Source organism: Pseudoalteromonas sp. Scap03, from assembly GCF_013393115.1.
Lineage (GTDB): Bacteria > Pseudomonadota > Gammaproteobacteria > Enterobacterales > Alteromonadaceae > Pseudoalteromonas.
The window spans coordinates 2855392-2877850 of sequence record NZ_VDEU01000001.1 but is presented as its reverse complement, the minus strand read 5'-3'; the positions used below and the strand labels follow the sequence as shown (position 1 = coordinate 2877850).

Genomic DNA, 22459 nt, shown 5'->3' with positions numbered 1-22459 from the left:
ATTAGATAATGAATTACCATTTCTTTTTCGGTGCAAACAGTACGTCTAAATCATCTTGCTCTTGTTCGTTCTTTTTCTTCAATGATGTAGCGTTTGATGCCTTTAATTCAGTGCTTATTGTTTCTAGATAGCCTTCAACTTCAACTCGTTTTGCAGTAATGTAATCATCATTAAATGACACACTGTTTAGCGTCGTCGATGCTTTTTCAAAGTACTGCCTAGCAGAGCCAACCATACCGGCTGTTTGAGCTGCTAGACCACGTTTTATCTGGCTTTCAATGTTGATTCTTAGTTGTAGCTTCTCAAGGCGTTTGTCTTCTGCAATAAACGCTTGGCTGTCAACTTTCCCCTTGTTGTGCTCAGAACGGATAATAGTACGGAGCTTTTTTATACCCTGTATTAGTGATATCAGTTGCTTGTCATTACCTGGCAAAACAAAACCATCCGAGCCGTCTTGAATCGGATTTTGTAGTCGCTCTTTTGCTTCTTTTAAGCGGTTTTTTAGTCCGCTACCACCGCTTGAAATAGACACCATATTACTTAGCGCATCATGAATACGACGTTGTAATATTCGCTGAGTTGCTTCTGAAAGAGGGATATTTGCGCTATTCATTAACGCCTCTTCAGTTTCTTCAATGATAGCTTTTTGTTTTGTTAGCTCTTTACGTCGTTCAGCTTCTTGTTTTTCTTTGTGTTGTTGAACAGCACTAACCCACAGTGCAATGACGATAAGCGCAACAATTAATACAATTATAATGGAAACGATCATGTTATAATTCTCAAATTCTTAACCTTATTATCTAATCTTACATTAAATATATAAAAGGTGGGAAACTTTGCGCCGATTAACTAAAAAAAACACCATGCATAAAGCGTTTAAATCTTAATGTGTTATGTTTTGTTTGCTGATAATCATTGCTATCTCAACTTTATTTATTGTGTTAACCTGAAATTTCAATAAATTAATTGTTACATTGTGTAACCTTAATCAGCCTTTATATAGTTACCTATTAATTAGGGTGCGCTTTTATCTGTCAATGTGAATTATAACGAAACTACATAGCCATGAAATTACAACAACTTAGATATATCGTAGAAGTTCAAAATCATAAATTAAATGTTTCAGCTACCGCTGAGAGTTTATTTACCTCCCAGCCTGGTATTTCTAAGCAAGTACGTATGTTAGAAGATGAACTAGGTGTACAAATTTTTGGCCGTAGTGGTAAACATTTAACTCACGTTACAGGTGCTGGCGAAGAAATCATTAACATATCGCGAGAAATACTCTCAAAAGTTGAGGGCATTAAAGCGGTTGCTAATGAACATACGCTGCCCGATCAAGGTAAACTTAATATTGCGACTACGCACACCCAAGCACGTTATGCGTTACCAAGCGTAATTCAAGGCTTTACCCAAAAATACCCAGCAGTGTCACTGCATATGCACCAAGGTACGCCGCAGCAAATATCGGATGCAGCTGCGCGCGGTGATGCAGATTTTGCGATTGCTACTGAAGCACTGCACTTATATTCAGATTTAGTTATGTTGCCTTGTTATCACTGGAATCGCAGTATTGTGGTTGCTAAAGATCACCCCCTTGCGAAAAAAGTCGATAACTTAACGGTGGCAGATATAGCGCAGTATCCTTTGATCACTTATGTATTTGGTTTTACTGGTCGCTCAGAGCTTGATAAAGCATTTAACGCCTATGGGCTTGAGCCGCATATTGTATTTACCGCCACCGATGCCGATGTTATTAAAACGTATGTGCGCCTGGGATTAGGTGTCGGTGTGGTTGCATCTATGGCAATTGACCAGGTAAACGACAGCGACTTAGTGTGCATTGATGCTAGCCATTTATTTGAAGCAAGCACCACTAAGATTGGTTTTAGAAAAGGTAGCTTTTTACGTACCTACATGTATGACTTTATCGAACGTTTTGCACCGCATTTAACCAAAGAGCGAGTAGAGCGAGCAAGTTTGCTGCGTAATCAAGACGATGTTGATAAATTATTTGCTGATATCGAATTGCCAGTTAAATAACCGCCATAAACAGTAATGAAAAAGCCGCTTAGTTTTGCAACTAAGCGGCTTTTTTTATGCTATCTAATTAGCACTCGATAATGTTAACCGCTAATCCACCGCGAGCGGTTTCTTTGTATTTTGTTTTCATATCGTTACCGGTATCGAGCATGGTTTTAATTACTTTATCAAGCGATACTTTTTGTTCTCCACTACCGCGAATAGCAAGACGAGAAGCATTAATTGCTTTAATAGCGCCCATTGCATTACGCTCAATACAAGGTACCTGCACTAAGCCGCCCACTGGATCGCAGGTCAATCCTAAGTTATGTTCCATGCCAATTTCAGCGGCATTTTCTACGTGTACCACGTTACCACCAACAATTTCAGTCAGCGCACCAGCAGCCATTGAACAGGCAACACCAACTTCACCTTGGCAACCCACTTCAGCACCTGAAATAGAGGCATTTTTTTTGTATAAAATACCAATAGCGGCCGCGGTTAATAAATACCGAGTAGCAATGTCGCGATCAACTTCTTTGATAAAAGTATGATAGTACATTAATACGGCTGGTAGGATACCAGCTGCACCATTTGTTGGTGCAGTAACCACACGACCGCCTGCTGCATTTTCTTCATTCACTGCTAATGCGAATAAATCAACCCAATCCATAGCACGAAGTGGATCGTTACTCACTTCTACATTGAGCTTTAAATATAAGCTTGGTGCACGGCGTTTTACTTTCAAACCACCAGGTAAAATACCTTCGGTACGCATACCACGTTCAATACAGGCTTTCATTACTTGCCAAATATTAAATAATTCATCTTTTATGGCTTCTTCACTGCGTAAGGTTTTTTCGTTTTTCATCATTAACGTTGATACGCTGTAACCCGACTCTTTACACATTTCGAGTAATTCTTTAGCCGTTCCAAACGGGAACGGGGCAGGGTTTTCTTCGCGAATATCTAAGGCCGCTTGTTTTTCTTTTTCAAACTCTTCATCTGTAACAATAAACCCGCCACCAATAGAGTAGTAAACTTTGCTATATACTTTTTCGCCATTGTTATAGGCAATAATTTCCATTGCGTTGGAATGTTTAGGGAGTGTTTTTCTACGATGAAAAACAATAGCGCCTTGTTTAGGGAATTTAGCTTTATGAGTTTGGTTTAGATAAATAACCTGCTCATTTTCTATTTTTGCTAAAATATCGTCCACTAAATCGGCATCAATGGTTTCAGGGTCATAACCGGCTAGGCCAAGGATCACTGCTTTTCCCGAACCATGACCAACACCTGTTTGCCCCAGTGAGCCGTAAAGCTCTACTTTTACATCGGTTACATTTGCTAATAGTTGTTGCTCATCTAGGTCATTAACAAATAAGCGTGATGCACGCATTGGGCCGACGGTATGTGACGATGAGGGGCCAATACCAATGCTAAACATGTCAAATGCACTGATCATAATGTGTGTCTCTACTTAGTTTTCTCAGCATTAAGCTGTTCTTTGAACGGTCGACTATAATAACGTGGAAATGCAGGTGTGTAACCCTTATTAGCAAAGATTTAAACTGGTATGGCGAGTTGTTTTGTAAAGTTTTTAATAATGCTGGCTGTGGCACCCCACAAAAGCCCGTGAGGAGTGATAAAGCCATTTAAAGTTAGGGCTTTTCCATTACGTTCAAAGGGGATTGGTTGCCAATTAGCTTCGTTGTTCAGTGCTTTTATAGAGAGTAAAAAGCTGGCTTGTACTTCGTTATGATCGTTCTCCCATACCGTTTCTTTTTTAATTAAGCCCACAAAAGGACGTATAGTAAATCCAGTAAGGGTAGAGTATTCCGGCAGCTGGCCTAAAACTTGAACATTATGCGGGGGAATGTTTAGCTCCTCATGTAATTCACGCAGTGCCGTAGTGCGCAGGTTAACATCATTAATTTCAAATTTACCACCCGGTAAACAAATCTCCCCAGGGTGGTGATGTAAATAGGTTGGCCGCTTACACAATAAAACATGTGCTTCGTTATCTATATCAATCAAAGGTAGCATCACTGCACTGGCGCGCTTTTTTTTATTATCTTTGAGCTGATCCACGGCTAAACTGCGGTTTAATTGAAAACGAGCCGAAATGGTTTCACTATTCAAAGCGACCTTCATTTAATATAGGGAGTATTTTATTTACTTTATCGTATGTTTCTTGATATTCCAATTCGACTTTTGAATCAGCAACAATGCCACCGCCAGCCCAACAATGTATTTGCTGATGATGAGTAACTAAAGTTCGAATGGTAATACTGGTATCCATATTACCGCAGGCGCTAATATAGCCAATAGAGCCACAATAAATACTGCGTCTGTGTGGCTCCAGCTCTTCTATTATTTCCATTGCGCGCACTTTTGGTGCCCCGGTAATAGACCCTCCAGGGAATGCAGCTTCAAGTTGATCGACTGCTGTTTTTCCTTCATCAAGGATGGATGTAACTGTACTTACCAAATGGTGTACTGCCGGAAAGCTTTCAATAGCAAATAAAGAAGGTACAACAACAGAGCCCGGTTTTGCGACTTTACCTAAATCATTTCGTAGCAGGTCTACTATCATTACATTTTCAGCGCGGTCTTTACTGGAATTTTCCAGAAGTGTGGCTTGTTTTGCATCTTCTAAAGCATCGGCTTTACGTGGTAGCGTGCCTTTAATAGGTTTTGTTTCTACCTTGTTGTCGTGCACTGCAATAAAACGCTCGGGTGATATTGATAAAATAGCGCCTTGCGGATGATTTATAAAACTAGAAAAAGGCGCTTTATTGGCCTGCGTTAATTTAACATAAGCCGCCCAAGGAGACCCTTGGTAATGTGCGCTAAAACGCTGCGCTAGGTTAATTTGATAACAATCACCACTTTTTAAGTATTCTTCAATCGCTGCAAACTTTTCGCTATAACTCCTCTGACTCATATTTGACTGCCACTGTGATGTAAGCGAAAAGCTTTCGTGCTTAGGTGGTTGCGTTAAATATTGCTGATACAACCAGAGACGATTTACATTGGGCTGCGAAACATAAAACCAAGTATCCAGTTGTTTATCGTAAATCAGTGCATCAAGGTAAAGTCCAACGGCCATTTGTGGTAAATCAATATCGTTTAAAGCACTGCTTGGCAGTTGCTCTATGGTACGCCCTAAGTCATAACCAAAATAACCAAGCCAGCCACCGTTAAAGGGTAAATTGTGGGCGGCTTTTGTTGTATCAAGCTTAGCTAATTCATCGTTCATTATTTCAAAGCAGCTTTTAGCACTCGCTTGGTTATTAAAAACGGTTAGATTATTTTTAACTTCCAGAGTGCTTTGAGGCTCAATAGCAATTATGTCAAAACGACTGTTAATGTGATCGCTATCACCCGAATCTAGCAAAATGGCGTAGGGCAAATGAGCAAAATGCGAAAATACCTCTATACAATTTTGTGATATGGCTAATTCAACACAATTTTTTTTATTGTTTAGCATTTAGTATCCCTTTAAGAACTGGCTCGAAACGGGCTGGGAGGGTATCATAAGTCAAATTTATTTGGCAGCGTTTAGTGAGCGCTGTGGTTGAAAACAGTTCGAACCACCGTCACGGGTTTGATATCGCTTACGTGCAGCGTGCGTAACAACAACTTAAGGAACCACTATGAGTACAATTCGTCAGCAAGACTTTATTGATAGCATTGAAGATGCCTTGCAATACATCTCGTTTTATCATCCTCTTGATTTTGTTCAAGCGCTAGAAAAAGCGTATAACAAAGAGCAAAGCAAAGCCGCTAAAGATGCGATTGCACAAATCTTAATTAACTCGCGTATGTCGGCAGAAGGTAAGCGCCCGCTGTGTCAGGATACTGGGATCATCACCTGTTTCGTAAAAGTAGGTATGGATGTTAATTGGGATAAAACCGACTTAACAGTACAACAAATGGTAGATGAGGGGACGCGTCGTGCGTACTTAAATCCAGATAACCCATTGCGTGCATCGATTGTTGCCGACCCTGCGGGAACACGTAAAAATACTAAAGATAATACGCCATCAGTTGTACACATTGACTTAGTTGCAGGCGATAAAGTTGAGGTGATGGTGGCTGCTAAGGGTGGTGGCTCAGAGAACAAAAGTAAAATGGTGATGTTAAACCCATCTGACGATGTGGCCGAGTGGGTAGAAAAAACGTTACCAACAATGGGGGCGGGTTGGTGTCCACCAGGTATGCTAGGCATAGGTATTGGTGGCACTGCAGAAAAAGCAGCGGTAATGGCGAAAGAATCATTAATGGATCCGGTTGATATTCATGAACTCATTGAGCGCGGCGCAGAAACAACAGAAGAAAAGCTGCGTTTAGAAATTTTTGAACGTGCGAATAAATTAGGTATTGGTGCGCAAGGTCTTGGCGGTTTAACCACGGTTGTTGATATTAAAATTAAAACGGCGCCAACTCACGCGGCTTCAAAGCCAGTGGTTATGATCCCAAATTGTGCTGCTACGCGCCACGTTCACTTTACGCTTGATGGTTCAGGCCCTGCGAATTTAAAAGCACCTAAATTAGAAGACTGGCCAGAAGTGACTTTCGAAGTCGGTGAGGGCACACGCCGTGTTAATTTAGATACCCTGACTAAAGAAGACACTAAAGAATGGAAAATGGGTGAAACCGTTTTACTCTCAGGTACTATTTTAACGGGTCGAGATGCTGCTCATAAGCGTCTGCAAGATATGATCAACTCAGGGGAAGGTTTACCTGAAGGTGTTGATTTTGATAACAAGTTTATTTACTACGTTGGTCCTGTGGATGCAGTAGGCGATGAAGCAGTAGGTCCTGCAGGCCCGACAACGGCTACTCGTATGGACAAATTTACTGACATGATGTTAGAAAAAACAGGCATCGTGGGAATGATTGGTAAAGCTGAACGTGGCCCTGCAACGGTTGAGTCTATTAAAAAGCATCAGTCAGTGTATTTAATGGCTGTAGGCGGTGCGGCTTATCTAGTATCTAAAGCAATTAAAAAAGCACGTGTTGTTGCCTTTGAAGATTTAGGTATGGAAGCTATCTACGAATTTGAAGTAGAAGATATGCCAGTAACGGTAGCCGTTGACAGCGAAGGTGAAAATGCTCACACCCAAGGTCCTGCAATTTGGAAAGCAAAAATTGAAGAACTAGACAGTAAAATGAAGTAAGTTTTCTGTATAAACAGCAATCATAAAAGCGAGCACCCCGTGCTCGTTTTTTTATTTTTAAAATTTGCAGATACTTAAACACCTCAGACCAGTTTATACTGCGCAGACAGATATTATATAACCCATTGTATTTTATGATGTAGTGTTCTTTTTCAAGATGTACTATTAAGTTTACATATAAATTCAAAGTGACGTTCACGTAAGCGTAAACTTTAATCGCGATGACGTTTTTAGCTTTTATACTTAATAATATAATTATTATTAAATTTTTTATGCTTATTTATCGCGATAAACCGTTTTATTTTTCTATTGAGTGCGGTTTATTTGGTTTATCTACTCATAGTGTGGCGAACCATCAACTGAAGTGATAAAGTCTCGTCAATTTGTAGCGTGCTTGCCCAAAAGGGCCCATTATTTTCGGAGTATTTAAAGTGGTTGTATTTAATCAAGTTGAATTTGATAACCATGAACAAGTGGTTTTTTGTTCAGACAAAGCGTCTGGTTTAAAGGCTATTATTGCGGTACATAACACAAATTTAGGCCCAGCTGTAGGTGGTTGTAGAATGTGGGATTATTCCAACGATGAGGATGCAGTTTACGACGTATTGCGCTTATCAAAAGGGATGACCTATAAAAATGCTGTGGCACGCTTGCCATTTGGTGGTGGTAAGTCAGTTATTATTGGCAATGCAAAAGAGATCAAGTCTGAACAGTTATTCCGTGCATTTGGTCGTCAATTAGAGCGTTTAAATGGCAGTTACTACTCAGCAGAAGACGTAAACATCACCTGTGATGATGTTGCTTTGATGAACAAAGAAACAAATTACGTGCTAGGCCTTGAAGGCAAAAGTGGTAACCCATCGCCATTTACAGCTTACGGCACATTTTTAGGTATGAAAGCAGCACTTCATCACCAACGCGGCATTCAAGATTTTTCAGGCATTAAAGTAGCTGTGCAAGGATTAGGTGCAGTAGCTTATGGATTATGTAAGCATTTGGCTGAAGCTGGTGCACAATTATTTGTTACTGATATTAACCAAGCTGCAGTTGAGCGTGTAGTCAACGATTTTGGTGCAACAGCGGTTGGTATTGATGAAATATACGACTTAGATGTTGATGTATATGCGCCTTGTGCGTTAGGTGCCACTATTAATGACACAACAATCCCTCGCTTAAAAGCGACTATTGTTGCAGGTTGTGCAAATAATCAGCTTGCAGAATCACGCCATGGTGAAATTATACGTGAAAAAGGTATTTTATACGCACCAGATTATGTAATAAATGCAGGCGGTATTATTAACGTGTATTACGAAACAGCGCCTGAAGGTTACAGTAAAGAGGCGTCTAATAAACACGTAGAGAAAATTTTCGATACATTAAGCGAAATATTTACCCGTAGTGAAAAAGAACAAAAATCAACGCATTTAATTGCTGATGAACTTGCTCAAGAAATTATTGAAAACGGACTTTAAGTTTTTTATTTAGTTCAACTAAGGAGCGACTATCGCTCCTTTTTTTATGCCTATATAAGACTTTGGTATAACTACACCCAAAGCATCATTTTAATTAATGCGAATACAGGCAAAGCGAGGTAAAATTTTACTTTTGCTCTGTGTATACTTTATGTCTTCTGCCGATTTATCTCTTCGGGCTATTGATTTTGATCAGTGGCCGCGCAAACAACATTTTGAATTGTTTCAAAACTTCACTCAGCCTTATTTTAATGTTTGTGTAAAGCTCAGTGCTAAAAAGTTATATACCGCGTGTAAACAAACTAATCGTGCTTTTTTTCATGGTTATGTTTATTGCTTATTAAAAGCATGTCATGAGTATGAGCCGATGATGCTGCGTATTGTTAATCAAAAACCTTATTATTTAAACACCACGCGCGCGAGTGTGGTTGAGCTTGCCGATGATGACTCGTTTCGCTTTAGTTATTTTAAACAGCAAAACTCGTTAAATGAGTTTGCTAATAAAGCAAAAGCGATTAGTCATGAAGCAAGGTTAAACCCGCTGTTTTCTGATGCCTTTGCAGCAACTGAAGGACAAGCTGATTTAATTCACGTTTCTGTTTTACCTTGGTTAAACTTTAGCAGCTTTTCGCATGCGTTTACCCAGGGCCAAAGCTGTGGCATCCCTAAATTTGTGTTTGGTCAATACAACCCCGATACAGGCGAAATGCCACTATCAATTGATGTCCATCATGCGTTATTAGATGGACTACATGTGGCTAAGTTCATCCAACGATTGCAACATACATTTGATAGTTTGAGTGATAATACTTAATGAAAAAGTTGTAAATCTTATGTTATTATTTGTTGGTGATGTTTTCTAATTAAATTTTCACCTTGAATTTACTCAAATATAAAAACTAATAATTATAAAGGCAGTGTCTGATGAATCGCTTGGTGATTTTATGTTTCTTGTTGGTGATTTTTACTGTTAATGCTCAGCAACAGACTCGGCTGCCGTTGCGCGATTATTTTTTTGAAACGTGGAATACCCGTTCGGGCCTTCCTCACAATAGCATTAATAGCCTTGCACAAACACAAGATGGCTATTTATGGGTGGCTACTTGGGAAGGGCTTGCCCGCTTTAACGGTCAAGAATTTAAACTATTTACCCGCTCAGAAATTACTGATTTGCCCGATTCAGGCGTACGTGCGCTTACTCCTACATCCGATGGCGGCTTACTCATAGCCGGAGCGCGCGGCGGTATTAGTTTATATCAGCACCGACAATGGGACACTCAACCTAACGCCCAAGCAATGGTTAATCACGTATTTAAGAGTAAAAACGAGGATTTGTGGTTAGCACTTGAAAATGATGGTGTGTTTTATCGACCTGCCAAAAGCACTCAAGATATCCCAATAATACAAAACGTCAGTGCTTACAGAATAATTGAAGATAAGCAGGGCATTATATGGGCGGCAACCAGTGATGGGCTGTATAAAATAGTTAATTACACGCCTACATTGATGACTCCACATCATGGTTTGCCAGATGCACCTGTATATACTCTATTGATTACCCGTGAAGGACGCCTTGTTATTGGAAGTGAAAGAGGTGCGCGAGTATTAAATGGCAATGTGTTTGAGTCACCCCATCCACAGCTTAATGCAGAGTCTATTTCTAGTTTATTAGAAGATAACCATGGTGATTTGTGGTTTGGCACTATTAATAAAGGGGTATTTAGACTCAGTGTTGATGGCATAGAGCAATTAGATGCTAAAAATGGCTTACCTGCAAACCGCATATTGTCGTTATTACAAGACAGAGAAAACAGTATTTGGGTAGGGACCAACGCGGGTGTATTTAGGTTAAGAGAAGCCCCGTTTTCATCGTGGGGAAAAAAGCGAGGCTTATCTAGCGATTATGTACGCACGGTACTGTCACATTCTGATGGCAGTTTATGGATAGGCGGGAGTACAGGCTTAGATCGGCTGCAAAACAATAAAATTACCCATCTTAAAGGTACTAAGCAAGGCTCTCCTTATTCAGTATTGAGCTTACTTGAACAAAGCCAAGGTGATGTTTGGGTCGGTACATACACTTCAGGTGTGTTGAAGGTGGTTAATAACGAGCTTGTACCTTACTTAAATCGTGATAATGGCCTTGGTAGTAATGAAGTACGATCGTTACTTTTTGATTCAAAAAATCGTTTATGGGTAGGTTCAGCCATGGGGTTAACGCGAGTTAATACCGACGGCAGCTTAGACCAATTTACTAATGAGAAAGAGTTGCCGAGTGGCTTTATTCTAGCTTTGAGTGAAGATAAGAGGGCAAATATTTGGATAGGAACTGGCAATGGCGTAGTAGTTTATAATACCAATACGGAGAAATTTCAACCAATTCAGTTCCCTGAAGCGTTTTTGGCTAAATATGCGTTTGGCTTTTATATTGACGATAAATATACCTGGATGGCGACCGATAGAGGTTTATTGCGTTATCAACATTCAAATGGCCATATGACTATTTTAGGGAGGGAGTTAGGATTACCGGTTGATAAGCTTTTTCAAATTGTGCCCTTTAAAGATTCACTTTGGCTATCAAGTAACCGTGGCATTATTGAAGTTAATTATAAGCAGGTTAATCAGCTGCTAGATTCAGCTACAAAAGGTAGTCAGACGCTAGCTTTTCAATTATACGATGAGGGCGATGGCATGCTCAGTGCGCAAGCCAATGGAGGGTCAACGCCTTCGGCTACAGCGCATTCAGATGGTACTATTTGGTTTGCCACCGCAAAAGGGGTGAGTACGGTTAAACCCGCACGATTAAAAGAAGCCACCGAGATACCGTTACCAACTATTGTAGAAAGTTTTTCTGTAGATGGTAAACCCATGTTATTGCCTGTTGATGGTGACACACTTGTTTTGCCACCTGGAGTTACACGACTGTCGTTCCATTATGCGGGCTTAAGTTTTATCATGCCGCAGCGATTAAACTTTCAAACAAAAATGAAAGGCTTTAACGATGAATGGGTTGATCGTTTTCATATTGCAACAGCTGAATATACTAATTTACCCGCGGGTAAATATTCATTTGCAGTGCGTTCTGCCTATCCTAATACCGATTGGCAGCAAAATGACAAAGTGATTCATTTTGAAATTCAATCGCATTTTTGGCAAAAAACCAGCTTTAAGCTAGTGGTGTTTTTTATTTTTGTGGTTGTCATATATAGTGCATATCGTTATCGCTTGTATCGCTATAAGCAAGTAGAAAAAGAGCTAACTAGCCGAGTGGTGAAGCAAACCCAAGCACTGCAAGAGCAAGCTAGTGCCTTTGCTTATCAAGCTACCCATGATCAGCTCACCGACTTACCGAATCGCCGTGCATTTGATGGTTGGCTGGCCGACAACTTTACAGATTTTAAAGCGCGTAATACTCCGCTTGCGATTGCCATTATGGATATTGACCACTTTAAACGCATTAATGATGGTTGGTCTCATTTGATTGGCGATCAGGTTATATGTGAAGTCGCCAATATTCTTAAAGCGCATTGTGAAGGCGAGCAAGAAGTGGCTCGTTGGGGCGGTGAAGAATTCACATTTGTATTTCCTGACATGAATACTGTGCAAGCACAGAAATTATGTGAACAATTACGCAAAGAAATTGAAAATAAAGACTTTTCGTCTATTGCCCAAGGGCTTAGCGTAACCGTGAGCTTTGGTGTTTCTGACTCAGATAACGTCGATGATTATGATCGGTTATTATCTCGTGCTGATCAAGCTTTATACAAGGCAAAAAACAATGGCCGAAATAGGGTTGAGTGCATAGCTTCCTAAAAAGAGCTGCTTTAATGCGTTAAATCGTTTTTTCCGACAGCTTTTATCATATAGAGAATTTCAACTTCTTTATTATTTGTGTAGGTTAAGTTAATTCATTAAGTAATTATATGTAAGCATAAGTAATATTAATTAACTTTATTTTAATTTGGGTGCTATACCTTGTGTACCCATTAGGGGTTTTTTTGCTTTTTACTTAAGGAATATAAGATGAAAAACAAGATAATTAATATTACATTCGCAAGTCTTCTAGGGGCCTCACCCGTGGTATTAGCAGAAGGCGATAAGCATGATGACTTTTTGTTTACTAAACAGGCTTTAGCATCACTCAAGCTTAACTCTTTACTGACTATTGATGATACGCAATTTGTGTTTAATGACTCATTATTAAACGAAGATTGGGATAACTTTTTTTCTTTGCATGCGTCAGCAATTGAAGATAAAAAAGAGCTCATTTTACACTGGGCAGGTTATACCAGTATTAATCCAAAAGTAATTTTAGCGCTGATAGAGCAACAAAGTGGCTTACTTTCAAACCCAAATGCTGATATTGAGAACCCTTTAGCTGGTATAACAGACAAGCATGGTTTTGATGCGCAAGTAAAAGACGTAGTGATGAAATTAAGTCAACGCTTTTATGCATATAAGCAGTGGCAAGAGTCACAAGATAAGTTAAAAAAACGCAATCAGGCAACCCAAACTACGAGTAGCACAGCTGCAACTGCGGCTCTAGTAAGTCTGTTTGCAGATAGCGATAGACTGGCATCAAACTCTAAAAATAATCAACAGACTTTGACTGAGTTTTTAGCTACGTTTGACCGTGTATTTCCTAGTAACACTAGTCAATTGCAACGTTCATTGAATAGTGTAGATCAAAATAATGAAAAGCAACTTTTAGCCGCTAGTTTTGAAATGAATTTACCGTGGCCGTCTGGCTATTGGTACAGTGGTGGCGCTCACTCAAATACAGGTTCTGGCTACCCATACTCATCACTTGATTTTAACAATGGCTCTGGTGGCTGGGGCGCTAATACTCCGTTTGTTCAAGCTGCGCATGGCGGAACGGTAACTCGCTTTTCTTCCTGCAATATTCGAGTAACACACGCCAGTGGCTATTCAACCAACTACTACCACATGTCAAACCTTCAATATAGCAGTGGTGATTATGTTCAACCTGGTGCATGGTTAGGTCGCTATGCAAATAATTATAATCAAGCATTGTGTGAGGGCGGCCAATCATCAGGTCCTCATGTCCACTTTACTTTATTGTATAATGGGCAACAGGTTTCTCTGCATAATAAATATATAAGTGAGCATCGCATTGATGTTGGCTCAAGTAATTATGACACCAACTGTAATCGTTTCTATTTTGAACGATATGGCTATCGTACATGTGCATGGCAGCCTTTGTATCGCTAGAATGATATAAATAAACAGTTCACTTGTTAAAGAAAAGGCCACGCTCTAACAGATGTGTGGCTTTTTATTTAGTGTTAAATAATTGAATTCTAGTTTTATGGACCAATTAATACTGTATAGATAATTATAGGGCTATTAAATGGTAAACGGATTATTGATTTTCTTACTTTTTGCGTTTGTCGTTATTTTTTGGCGTTGGCCTGATATTCAAAATACTCTGTGGCGCCGTAAATACAGTCATTTATCATTAAGCCCACAACAGCATGCGCTGTTGCTGCGGGCTATGCCAATTTATAACAAAATGACTGATGCAGATCGAGCCAAGTTGGCTCGTCATATTGTGTGGTTTTTAAATGAAAAGCGCTTTGTTGGCTGTGATGGGTTGCAACTAACTGAAGCAATGAAACTCATTATTGCCGCCGATGCTTGCCTGCTGGTACTAAATAAACCTTGGCCTTTGTATAAAAACGTGAAGGAAATTTTACTCTATCCCAGCGCCTATTATGCGCCTCAATCAAGTCGCGATAACGCAGGACTTGTTAGTTTTCATAATACCGTAAGGCAAGGTGAGTCATGGCCAGGAGGCACACTGGTGCTGAGCTGGCATGATGTGCTTGAGGGTAACCGCTTACCCAGTGACGGGCATAATTTAGTGTTTCATGAGTTTGCGCATCAACTTGATCAAGAGACCGGTAAAACCACCGGCACGCCATTACTTACATCACAGACTCACTATCAACAATGGGGCAAGGTATTTAGCCGAGCGTTTTCGCAGTTAAAAACACACGTTGCTTATAACATGCCGCATGTTATTCATAGCTACGGAGCCACAAATGAGGCAGAATTTTTTGCGGTGATCACCGAAACGTTCTTAGAAAAACCCGCAGATTTACGCCGCGATGACCCTGAAATTTACCGTTTGCTGGTAGATTTTTATCAATTTGATCCTATTGTTTGGCATTAATTTTATGCACTTCATCCTATTACGCTGGTAACTTGCTAGCGTTTTTGTTGCAATCATGTAATAGAGCAACACACAGCAACAATAATAAGTGAGATAAGCATGAAGAAAATGCTGCAAACAGCGCTTGCGTTATCAGTTTCATTGGCATTGGGTCAAGTACACGCAGAGCAAACAGATGAAAAAAAATGGCAAGTTGATTCACCAAAAGGGCAATTTGTAGATGCTTCTATTAGTGTAGAGCAAGGCACATGGATGAATGTAGATATAAGCCCTGATGGAGAAACCTTAGTATTTGACTTACTGGGCGATATTTACACTATGCCAATGAGTGGTGGTAAAGCCACTCAAATAACCTCAGATATCGCATGGCAAATGCAGCCGCGTTTTAGCCCAGATGGTAAACATATCGCATTTACCTCAGATCAGGGGGGCGGTGATAATATTTGGGTTATGGACGTTAATGGCGAGAATCAAACTGCAGTAACGGACGAAACGTTTCGTTTACTTAATAGCCCGGCATGGAGCCCTGATGGCGATTATTTAGTTGCACGTAAGCACTTTACCGCCAGTCGTTCTTTGGGCGCGGGTGAAGTTTGGCTTTATCACAAAGCGGGTGGTAAAGGGGTACAACTGACTAAACGTGAAAACGATCAAAAAGATTTAGGTGAGCCGATGTTTTCACCTGATGGCCGTTATGTTTATTTTTCTCATGATGCCACCCCAGGTAAAACCTTTCATTACTCAAAAGATTCGGTTGCGGGTATTTATAAAATTAAGCGCTATGATCGTGAAACCGGTGAAATAGAAACGATTATTAGTGGTATGGGTGGGGCAATCAGACCAACTCCGTCACCTGATGGTAAAAAACTTGCCTATGTAAAGCGTGATGACTTTCAAACTAGCTTGTACTTATACGATTTAACCAGCGGTGAGCATACCAAGCTATATGACAAGCTAGAGCGCGATATGCAAGAAACATGGGCTATTCATGGGGTATACCCAACAATTGCGTGGACACCAGATAATGAAGAGTTAGTATTTTGGGCTGGTGGCACCATTCATAAACTCAATGTCGATGATAAATCTGTCAGCGATATTGCATTCAAAATAGACACCACGAAAAAAATTCAAAAAGCGGTGCGCTTTACTCAAAATATCGATACTGAAGAATTTGATGTAAAAATGCTGCGAAATGTACAAATTAGCCCAGATGGTGAAACGGCATTGTTTGAAGCACTGGGTCATATTTATAAACGCGATTTAGACTCAGGAAAAATCAAACGTTTAACCAAGCAAACCGATCATTATGAGTTATTTCCACAGTACTCGCGTGATGGTAAAAAAATTGTCTACACCACGTGGGACGATAACGAACAAGGCACAGTGCGCGTTGTCTCTGCACGAAGTGGTCGCGGCGATACGATTACCGATGAACCGGGTAAATATGTAGAGCCTACCTTTAGCCCTGATGGCAAAACTGTAGTTTATCGTAAAGCCAGTGGTGGCAGTATTTTAAATCCTAAATGGTCACTGCACCCTGGGGTTTACAGTGTCAGTGCTAAAGGCGGTAAGAGTGAACTAATTTCTAAAAGTGGTTATCAACCGCAGTTTGGTAGTGCCAATGACCGTGTTTATATTATGAGCCCATGGCCTAAACCAACGTTAAGTGTGGTTGAGCTTGAAAGTAAAAAAGTGCGCAAACTCTATGAATCAGAGCATGCCACTGAATTTAGGGTATCGCCTGATGGTGAGTACTTAGCATTTGCAGAGCGCTTTAAAGTGTTTGTAACACCGTTTGTTGAGCGTGGTAAGACCATTAATATTGGGCCTAAAGACAGCCAATTTCCAATTGAGCAATTATCTGTTCGTGCTGGTGAAAATATTAGCTGGAGTGCCAACAGCAATAAACTCTATTGGACACTTGGCCCTGAGCTATACCATGCCAGTTTAGAGGGAATGTTTGCTATTAATAAAGCCGATGACCAAGGGGTTAAAGTCAAAAGCGGGACTAACATTGGTTTTAGCAAAAAAATGGCTGAACCAGAAGGCATGATTGCCTTAACTGGCGCAAAAATTATTACCATGGACGGCGAAAAAGTCATTGAAAATGGCGTTATTGTTACCGATGGTAAACATATTAAAGCTATTGGCTCTGCTGCAGATATTAGCATTCCAAAAAATGCTGAGATTGTTGATGTAACAGGCAAAACAATTATGCCTGGTATGGTTGATGCACATGCACATGGCTCACAAGCAAGCGATGAAATTATCCCACAACAAAACTGGAAAAACTTTGCAGGCCTTGCGCTAGGTGTTACCACCATCCACGATCCATCAAACGACACCACTGAAATATTCACTGCCAGTGAAATGCAAAAAGCCGGTATGATTGTCGGCCCGCGTATTTTTTCTACTGGTACTATTTTATATGGCGCGAATATGCCTGGTTATACTTCGCATATTGATTCATTAGATGATGCTAAATTTCATTTAGAACGCTTGAAAAAAGTAGGGGCGTTTAGTGTTAAGTCTTATAACCAACCTCGCAGAGAGCAGCGTCAGCAAGTGATTGAGGCTGGTCGTGAACTTGAAATGATGGTAGTGCCAGAAGGGGGCTCATTATTACAACATAACTTGAGTATGGTGGTTGATGGGCATACAGGGATTGAGCATTCCATTCCGGTTGAACATATTTATGATGATATTAAGCAGTTGTGGTCACAAAGTGATGTAGGTTATACGCCTACATTGGTGGTTGCCTATGGCGGTATTTGGGGTGAAAACTACTGGTACGATAAAACTGATGTGTGGAATCATCCTCGATTGAGCAAGTTTGTGCCAAAAAATCAATTATTACCACGTTCAATGCGTCGTGTTAAAGCGCCTGATCATCACTATAACCACTTTAACAATGCACGTGTGGCAGCTGAACTACAAGATTTAGGTGTACTGGTTAATTTAGGTGCACATGGTCAGCGTGAAGGTTTAGGTGCGCACTGGGAAATGTGGATGTTTGCTCAAGGTGGTATGACGCCGCTTGAGGCTATTCGAGCATCAACGCTCGATCCTGCTAAATACCTAGGTTTAGATAAAAACGTAGGCTCATTAGAAGTCGGTAAACTGGCAGATTTAATGGTTATTGATGGCGACCCACTGAAAAACATCCGCGATTCAGACAAAATTGATTACACCATGATCAACGGCCGCTTGTTCGACGCAGCAACGATGAACGAAGTTGGTAAAAAACAACGTGCCCCATTATTTTTTGAATAATGTATAGGCTTACTGATAAAAAAGCGGCTAGTCGGTCGCTTTTTTTATGCTGTATTTATCTAAACAGCTAGAGCTCAGATTAATTATTATGTAGTTAATAACAAGTGACGGGCATAAAAAAAACCGCTTAACGCGGTTTCTTTTAAACTGAGCACTCAGTAAATTACACTACACCGCGCGGTAGGCGACAGTCGTGATCTTTACGAGCAAGCTCTACTATCCAAAGCTCTTCTGCTGTGTAACCTTCTTCGTTCTCAGTGATCACGGTGAAAGGCGCTTTTTTCTGTGCTTTTACAGGAGCAGCTTTTTTAGTTTTTTTAGCGGGTGCTTTTACTGCAGCTTTTTTTGTAGACTTTCCAGAGCTTAATTCTTTAGTCAGCTCTGCTACATCAGCTAGGCGCATATTCTTGCCACCATCAACGCTGTACCAGCCAGGTTTAGTTGTTATTTCAGGTTTTTTACCGTTGGCAGCTTCATATGCAGCTTCAAAGGCAGATAACACTTCTGTTTTGTCTAGTTTGCTCATCAGAGACCCTATACGTTGTTTTCACAGATAAAGAAGAGGTATTTATACCTATTTTAGAACTGTTTTTCAATTTTTTGCGATTTTCCTTTCATTTTTAGCGCATAACCGCCAAAATTTGTACAAAATTCAGTGCAAAGTAAGGTAAGTAGTATGCAACGTAGAGAATTTAATCAACTGTTAAACACGTTATTGAAACCAGAAACCATTAACGATTTTTGTCCAAACGGGCTTCAGGTAGAAGGTAAAGATGAGATACGCACCATAGTAACCGGTGTTACAGCAAGCCAAGCACTTATTGATGCCGCCATTGAAAAAAATGCCGATGCTATTTTGGTACACCATGGCTATTTTTGGAAAGGTGAGTCGCAACCAATTACTGGCATGAAAAAACGTCGTGTGGCTGCGCTTTTAGCTAACGACATTAATTTATTTGCTTATCATTTGCCATTAGATATTCACCCTGAAATTGGCAATAACGCTCAACTAGCGCAATTACTGGATATTGAAATTGAGGTGGGTTTAGAGCCAATTAACAACAGTGTCGCAATGAGAGGACGGTTAAAAACGCCGATAACGGGGTGCGAATTTGCTAAAAAAATAGGCCAAGTACTCAATCGCGAGCCACTGACAAGTTTAGTGCGTAATGATAAAATTGAAACCATTGCGCTGTGCACTGGTGGTGGGCAAGGGTATATTGACTTAGCAGCCGAGCAGGGGTTAGATGCTTACTTAACCGGTGAGGCATCAGAGCAAACTATTCACAGTTCACGTGAACAAAATATCGACTTTTTTGCTGCAGGCCACCATGCCACTGAGCGATACGGTATTAAAGCGCTGGGAGAGCTTCTCGCAGAGCAATATAGTTTTGACGTAACATTTATTGATATAGATAACCCAGTGTAAACGCTTGCTGTAAAAGCAATGTCATTAATATAACCTACTCATCATTTATCCTGAGTAGGTTATTTAAAATATTCAAAAAAAACTAACTACTTTATCAAGCCAAAGGAAGCTTCTATTGCATTGGTACATAACAGATCTTTCGCTGCAATTATCCCGTTTAAATTAAAATGTTATTTTCTCGCCGCCAGGCAATTCAACATAAAGGTATAAAATGGAAGGCATGTTGGATTTAATACAGCAATATGGGTTGTTGGTTTATTTGTTACTTTTTGGTTATTGTGCTTTAAAAAGTGGGTGGTTACCCTTATTTGCAGGCTATGCTGCACATACCGGTGCACTTGATGTTGGTTATGTTGCTCTGGTAGCTTTTACGGGCGGATATTTGGGGGATGAATTACGATTTGCTCTCGCAAGAACATATGGCACTACATGGCTTGAAAAGCCAAACCGACTAGGTCGGTTATTTAAAAGAGCCACTGAGCTTGCAAATCGTTATGGCACTGCCTACATTTTTTTATATCGGTATCCAAAAGGGCTTCGTACTATTGGTGCTCTACCGATTGGGCTCACCTCGATTAGTTGGCGCCGTTTTAGCCTATTAAACGCATGCTCTGCACTGGTTTGGGTCGTTGTTTTAGTTGGTGGAGGCTTTACTTTTGGCGCTACCTTTGATTCTTTAGGGGTTGAGAACCTAACAGCCCTCAGTTTATTATTTCTTTGTGTATTCTTGCTCACACTGTATCGTCTTTGGAACCAGGCTGCAGAGGTTAAAACCCATCAACAATAACAAATATAGGCTTGTTTATAGCTAATCGTGTTTTTTATTTTTTAATACCCCCTGTTAATAAACTAATTACCGCAGTTTTTCAGGGGGATAATATATTTAGCTAAATAAAGATTTAATAAATCAAAGAGCTTCCGGATTTATTGTACGACGTATTTTTATCCATGCATCACCGACAACTTCATGGGCAAATTGAGTTACCACTAATAATGCTTTTGCGTTGGGTATGAGTTGCTTGTACCGCGGGTAAGCGGCAAAGTTGTGGTAGTCAGTTGCTGCTGGGATTGCTGCGACACCTTGTGCATTGAATAAATTTATTGCTCTGGGCATATGACTTACAGAGGTAACTAAAGCGGTATTATAGTCGACAAGTTTTGAGGCTAAAAATGCGGCTTCTTGCGCTGTGTCCATTGCGTTTGGATTTTGTACAATACGATTTTTATTAATACCCAAGCTAATTGCCGTTTTATACATGAGTGCGCTGTTGGTGATTTTTTCATAACCCCCACCCGATACAATTAGCTGAGCTCGCGGATATATATTTGCGAGCCTAATGCCTTCCACTAAACGTGTTAATGCACAATTTCCTAGCTGACTGTTAGCGCTGAGTGCCGGGTTAGGGTTTATATCACAGCCAAGCACCACAATTTTGTCTATTTTGGGGTGCTTAAGGAAATTAAAAGCCAATGAAGTAGGTTGATTATGTTTAATCAATAAGTTGGCAAACCAAGGCGTGCTGGCAAGTAATAAGGTTGCGAGACTCAAAAAAGATAAGGTAATAACACGCTTTCGTTGTTTGAGTGCAAAAATAAGTAGTATCAGACTAAGCAAGCCCAGTAAAGGTAACGGCATAAGTAAGCCGCCCAGTATTTTTTTAAGTTCAAACATAATGAGTAACACAGTTGAATATATTTACCAATATGTTACTCATAAGCTTAAGATTTATCGACCGTTATTTAATTTACAGGTGTTTAAAAAGTGACGGTAAACTGGATTGTCTTTCATCTCTTTTTTCATCGCTAAGTACATCGGGCGGGTTAAACCCAGTGCGCCCAATGGAATTGACTTAATTAACCCCTGGCTTTCATAAGGGGTAACTAGCCAGTCGGGTAGGGCCGCTACCCCCATACCTGCACTGACTAATTGAAATATAAGTAAGCCTTGATCAACTGTTTTAAGCGTGCCGTCAAAACGTGCATTTTGAATAAAATGCTTAAATATATCTTGGCGCTCACGCGGAATAGGGTAAGAAATAATAGTTTCGTTTTTTAAATCAAGCGCAGTTACGTAGGCTTTTTTAGCTAAGTCATGATCCGGCGCCACTATTAGCTTAAGTTTAAAGTCAAATAGGTGGGCGTATTCTAGTTTGTCGGGTTCACGCACATCTGATGTAAGCACTAGGTCTAATTCATCATTTAATAAATCTGGGATGGCGTCGTAACTAAAACCACGCTCGTAATCAATCTTTATGTCAGGCCAGAAATTATTAAATTCTTTAATAGTAGGCAATAACCAGTGAAAGCATGCATGGCATTCAACACTTAGACGCAGTTGTGAGATTGGCTGATTTAAACTTTCCTTTAATCGGCATTTAGTTGCTTCTAACTTAGGTAATATTTCGTGTGCCAATTCAAGTAATAACATACCTTGAGGTGTAAATCGGACTGGTTGAGTTTTTCGTTCGAACAACTGGCAATCTAATTTATTTTCTAAATCTTTAATCTGATGCGATAAAGCTGACTGAGTTAAAAATAGCTCGCGGGCTGTATTAACTAACGATCCCGTTTCTTTGAGGGTCGCTATAGTTTTTAGGTGTTTAATGTCAATCATCTTTAATAAATCTCATGGCTGTGGTGAGTATTGCTTAGATTAACTACATACTACGCCTATCTAAAAATCGTTTCAACGTCTAGATGGCTATAACAATTAGATTTGGTGTGTTTTTTACTGCAAACATTAAATTTATTAACTTTACACAGTCAGATGATGTTTTGTTATTTGTTTGTTGTTGAATTTAGCTCATGTTAAATTAAGGTGTTAAATGGGTGCTTGTCGATGATTGTGAAATCAATAGGCCCTAATATTATCTAAAAATTT

17 protein-coding genes are annotated in these 22459 nt (G+C 40.0%); 10 read left to right on the top strand and 7 right to left on the bottom strand.

What is annotated here, in order from left to right; all coding sequences use genetic code 11:
• Positions 1-13 precede the first annotated feature (13 nt).
• Positions 14-769 carry a hypothetical protein gene (locus FHG08_RS13090; RefSeq protein WP_075169051.1) on the bottom strand — a complete coding sequence of 252 codons (756 nt, stop codon included), beginning with the start codon at positions 767-769 and terminating at the stop codon, positions 14-16.
• 296 nt (positions 770-1065) lie between these two features.
• On the opposite strand from FHG08_RS13090, the gene cysB reads away from it, so the two are divergent.
• A complete protein-coding gene (gene cysB, locus FHG08_RS13085) occupies positions 1066-2043 on the top strand; it encodes an HTH-type transcriptional regulator CysB (RefSeq protein ID WP_054201139.1) in 978 nt (325 codons plus the stop codon).
• Between the two features lie 67 nt (positions 2044-2110).
• On the opposite strand, the gene FHG08_RS13080 is transcribed toward cysB, so the two are convergent.
• From FHG08_RS13080 to pabB, 3 genes are all read right to left on the bottom strand, one after another.
• Positions 2111-3487 carry an L-serine ammonia-lyase gene (locus FHG08_RS13080; protein WP_054201138.1) on the bottom strand — a complete coding sequence of 459 codons (1377 nt, stop codon included), beginning with the start codon at positions 3485-3487 and terminating at the stop codon, positions 2111-2113.
• 101 nt (positions 3488-3588) lie between these two features.
• Positions 3589-4164, bottom strand: a complete 576-nt coding sequence (locus FHG08_RS13075) for a CoA pyrophosphatase (RefSeq protein WP_054201137.1) — start codon at positions 4162-4164, stop codon at positions 3589-3591.
• Positions 4157-5515, bottom strand: coding sequence for an aminodeoxychorismate synthase component I (gene pabB, locus FHG08_RS13070; RefSeq protein WP_178956244.1), 1359 nt, complete (start codon positions 5513-5515; stop codon positions 4157-4159). The genes FHG08_RS13075 and pabB overlap by 8 nt, the downstream gene beginning before the upstream one ends.
• Positions 5516-5681: 166 nt before the next feature.
• Between pabB and FHG08_RS13065 the strand changes: the two genes are divergently transcribed.
• The 7 genes from FHG08_RS13065 to FHG08_RS13035 all read left to right on the top strand — a co-directional run bounded on the left by FHG08_RS13065 (position 5682) and on the right by FHG08_RS13035 (position 18149).
• Complete coding sequence (locus FHG08_RS13065) at positions 5682-7208, top strand: fumarate hydratase (RefSeq protein ID WP_010388533.1); 1527 nt, start codon at positions 5682-5684, stop codon at positions 7206-7208.
• Positions 7209-7639: 431 nt separating this feature from the next.
• Positions 7640-8680 (top strand): Glu/Leu/Phe/Val dehydrogenase, encoded by a 1041-nt coding sequence (locus FHG08_RS13060; RefSeq protein ID WP_178956243.1) that lies wholly within the window; start codon positions 7640-7642, stop codon positions 8678-8680.
• 151 nt (positions 8681-8831) lie between these two features.
• Positions 8832-9494, top strand: a complete 663-nt coding sequence (locus FHG08_RS13055; RefSeq protein WP_178956242.1) for a CatA-like O-acetyltransferase — start codon at positions 8832-8834, stop codon at positions 9492-9494.
• A gap of 110 nt (positions 9495-9604) precedes the next feature.
• Positions 9605-12493, top strand: a complete 2889-nt coding sequence (locus FHG08_RS13050) for a ligand-binding sensor domain-containing diguanylate cyclase (protein WP_178956241.1) — start codon at positions 9605-9607, stop codon at positions 12491-12493.
• Between the two features lie 210 nt (positions 12494-12703).
• The gene (locus FHG08_RS13045; protein WP_178956240.1) at positions 12704-13912 is read left to right on the top strand and encodes a M23 family metallopeptidase; all 1209 of its coding nucleotides are present in this window, start codon (positions 12704-12706) and stop codon (positions 13910-13912) included.
• Between the two features lie 139 nt (positions 13913-14051).
• Positions 14052-14876 carry a M90 family metallopeptidase gene (locus FHG08_RS13040; RefSeq protein ID WP_010388541.1) on the top strand — a complete coding sequence of 275 codons (825 nt, stop codon included), beginning with the start codon at positions 14052-14054 and terminating at the stop codon, positions 14874-14876.
• Positions 14877-14975: 99 nt separating this feature from the next.
• Entirely contained in the window at positions 14976-18149 is a 3174-nt protein-coding gene (locus tag FHG08_RS13035) for an amidohydrolase family protein (protein ID WP_138622070.1), read from the top strand.
• A 163-nt stretch (positions 18150-18312) separates the two neighbouring features.
• On the opposite strand, the gene FHG08_RS13030 is transcribed toward FHG08_RS13035, so the two are convergent.
• Positions 18313-18675, bottom strand: a complete 363-nt coding sequence (locus FHG08_RS13030) for a hypothetical protein (RefSeq protein WP_010388549.1) — start codon at positions 18673-18675, stop codon at positions 18313-18315.
• Positions 18676-18825: 150 nt separating this feature from the next.
• Here FHG08_RS13030 and FHG08_RS13025 point away from each other — a divergent pair, with 150 nt between their 5' ends.
• The gene (locus FHG08_RS13025) at positions 18826-19578 is read left to right on the top strand and encodes a Nif3-like dinuclear metal center hexameric protein (protein WP_178956239.1); all 753 of its coding nucleotides are present in this window, start codon (positions 18826-18828) and stop codon (positions 19576-19578) included.
• Positions 19579-19789: 211 nt separating this feature from the next.
• On the top strand, positions 19790-20365 hold the full coding sequence (locus tag FHG08_RS13020; RefSeq protein WP_178956238.1) for a DedA family protein: 576 nt from the start codon (positions 19790-19792) through the stop codon (positions 20363-20365).
• A gap of 120 nt (positions 20366-20485) precedes the next feature.
• Here the strand turns inward: FHG08_RS13020 and FHG08_RS13015 are convergent, their stop codons facing one another.
• Together FHG08_RS13015 and FHG08_RS13010 are read right to left on the bottom strand one after the other, a co-directional pair.
• Positions 20486-21250 (bottom strand): YdcF family protein, encoded by a 765-nt coding sequence (locus FHG08_RS13015; RefSeq protein WP_178956237.1) that lies wholly within the window; start codon positions 21248-21250, stop codon positions 20486-20488.
• Between the two features lie 54 nt (positions 21251-21304).
• Complete coding sequence (locus tag FHG08_RS13010; protein ID WP_138609418.1) at positions 21305-22192, bottom strand: LysR family transcriptional regulator; 888 nt, start codon at positions 22190-22192, stop codon at positions 21305-21307.
• Positions 22193-22459 lie beyond the last annotated feature (267 nt).

What these genes read in the sequence shown, in the direction of transcription:
- pabB (WP_178956244.1), bottom strand. Translation starts at nt 5,515, where the DNA reads ATGCTAAACAATAAAAAAAATTGTGTTGAATTAGCCATATCACAAAAT.
- FHG08_RS13045 (WP_178956240.1), top strand. Translation starts at nt 12,704, where the DNA reads ATGAAAAACAAGATAATTAATATTACATTCGCAAGTCTTCTAGGGGCC.
- FHG08_RS13065 (WP_010388533.1), top strand. Translation starts at nt 5,682, where the DNA reads ATGAGTACAATTCGTCAGCAAGACTTTATTGATAGCATTGAAGATGCC.
- FHG08_RS13055 (WP_178956242.1), top strand. Translation starts at nt 8,832, where the DNA reads ATGTCTTCTGCCGATTTATCTCTTCGGGCTATTGATTTTGATCAGTGG.
- FHG08_RS13030 (WP_010388549.1), bottom strand. Translation starts at nt 18,675, where the DNA reads ATGAGCAAACTAGACAAAACAGAAGTGTTATCTGCCTTTGAAGCTGCA.
- FHG08_RS13015 (WP_178956237.1), bottom strand. Translation starts at nt 21,250, where the DNA reads ATGTTTGAACTTAAAAAAATACTGGGCGGCTTACTTATGCCGTTACCT.
- FHG08_RS13010 (WP_138609418.1), bottom strand. Translation starts at nt 22,192, where the DNA reads ATGATTGACATTAAACACCTAAAAACTATAGCGACCCTCAAAGAAACG.
- FHG08_RS13080 (WP_054201138.1), bottom strand. Translation starts at nt 3,487, where the DNA reads ATGATCAGTGCATTTGACATGTTTAGCATTGGTATTGGCCCCTCATCG.
- FHG08_RS13040 (WP_010388541.1), top strand. Translation starts at nt 14,052, where the DNA reads ATGGTAAACGGATTATTGATTTTCTTACTTTTTGCGTTTGTCGTTATT.
- FHG08_RS13020 (WP_178956238.1), top strand. Translation starts at nt 19,790, where the DNA reads ATGGAAGGCATGTTGGATTTAATACAGCAATATGGGTTGTTGGTTTAT.
- FHG08_RS13025 (WP_178956239.1), top strand. Translation starts at nt 18,826, where the DNA reads ATGCAACGTAGAGAATTTAATCAACTGTTAAACACGTTATTGAAACCA.
- FHG08_RS13035 (WP_138622070.1), top strand. Translation starts at nt 14,976, where the DNA reads ATGAAGAAAATGCTGCAAACAGCGCTTGCGTTATCAGTTTCATTGGCA.
- FHG08_RS13090 (WP_075169051.1), bottom strand. Translation starts at nt 769, where the DNA reads ATGATCGTTTCCATTATAATTGTATTAATTGTTGCGCTTATCGTCATT.
- FHG08_RS13050 (WP_178956241.1), top strand. Translation starts at nt 9,605, where the DNA reads ATGAATCGCTTGGTGATTTTATGTTTCTTGTTGGTGATTTTTACTGTT.
- cysB (WP_054201139.1), top strand. Translation starts at nt 1,066, where the DNA reads ATGAAATTACAACAACTTAGATATATCGTAGAAGTTCAAAATCATAAA.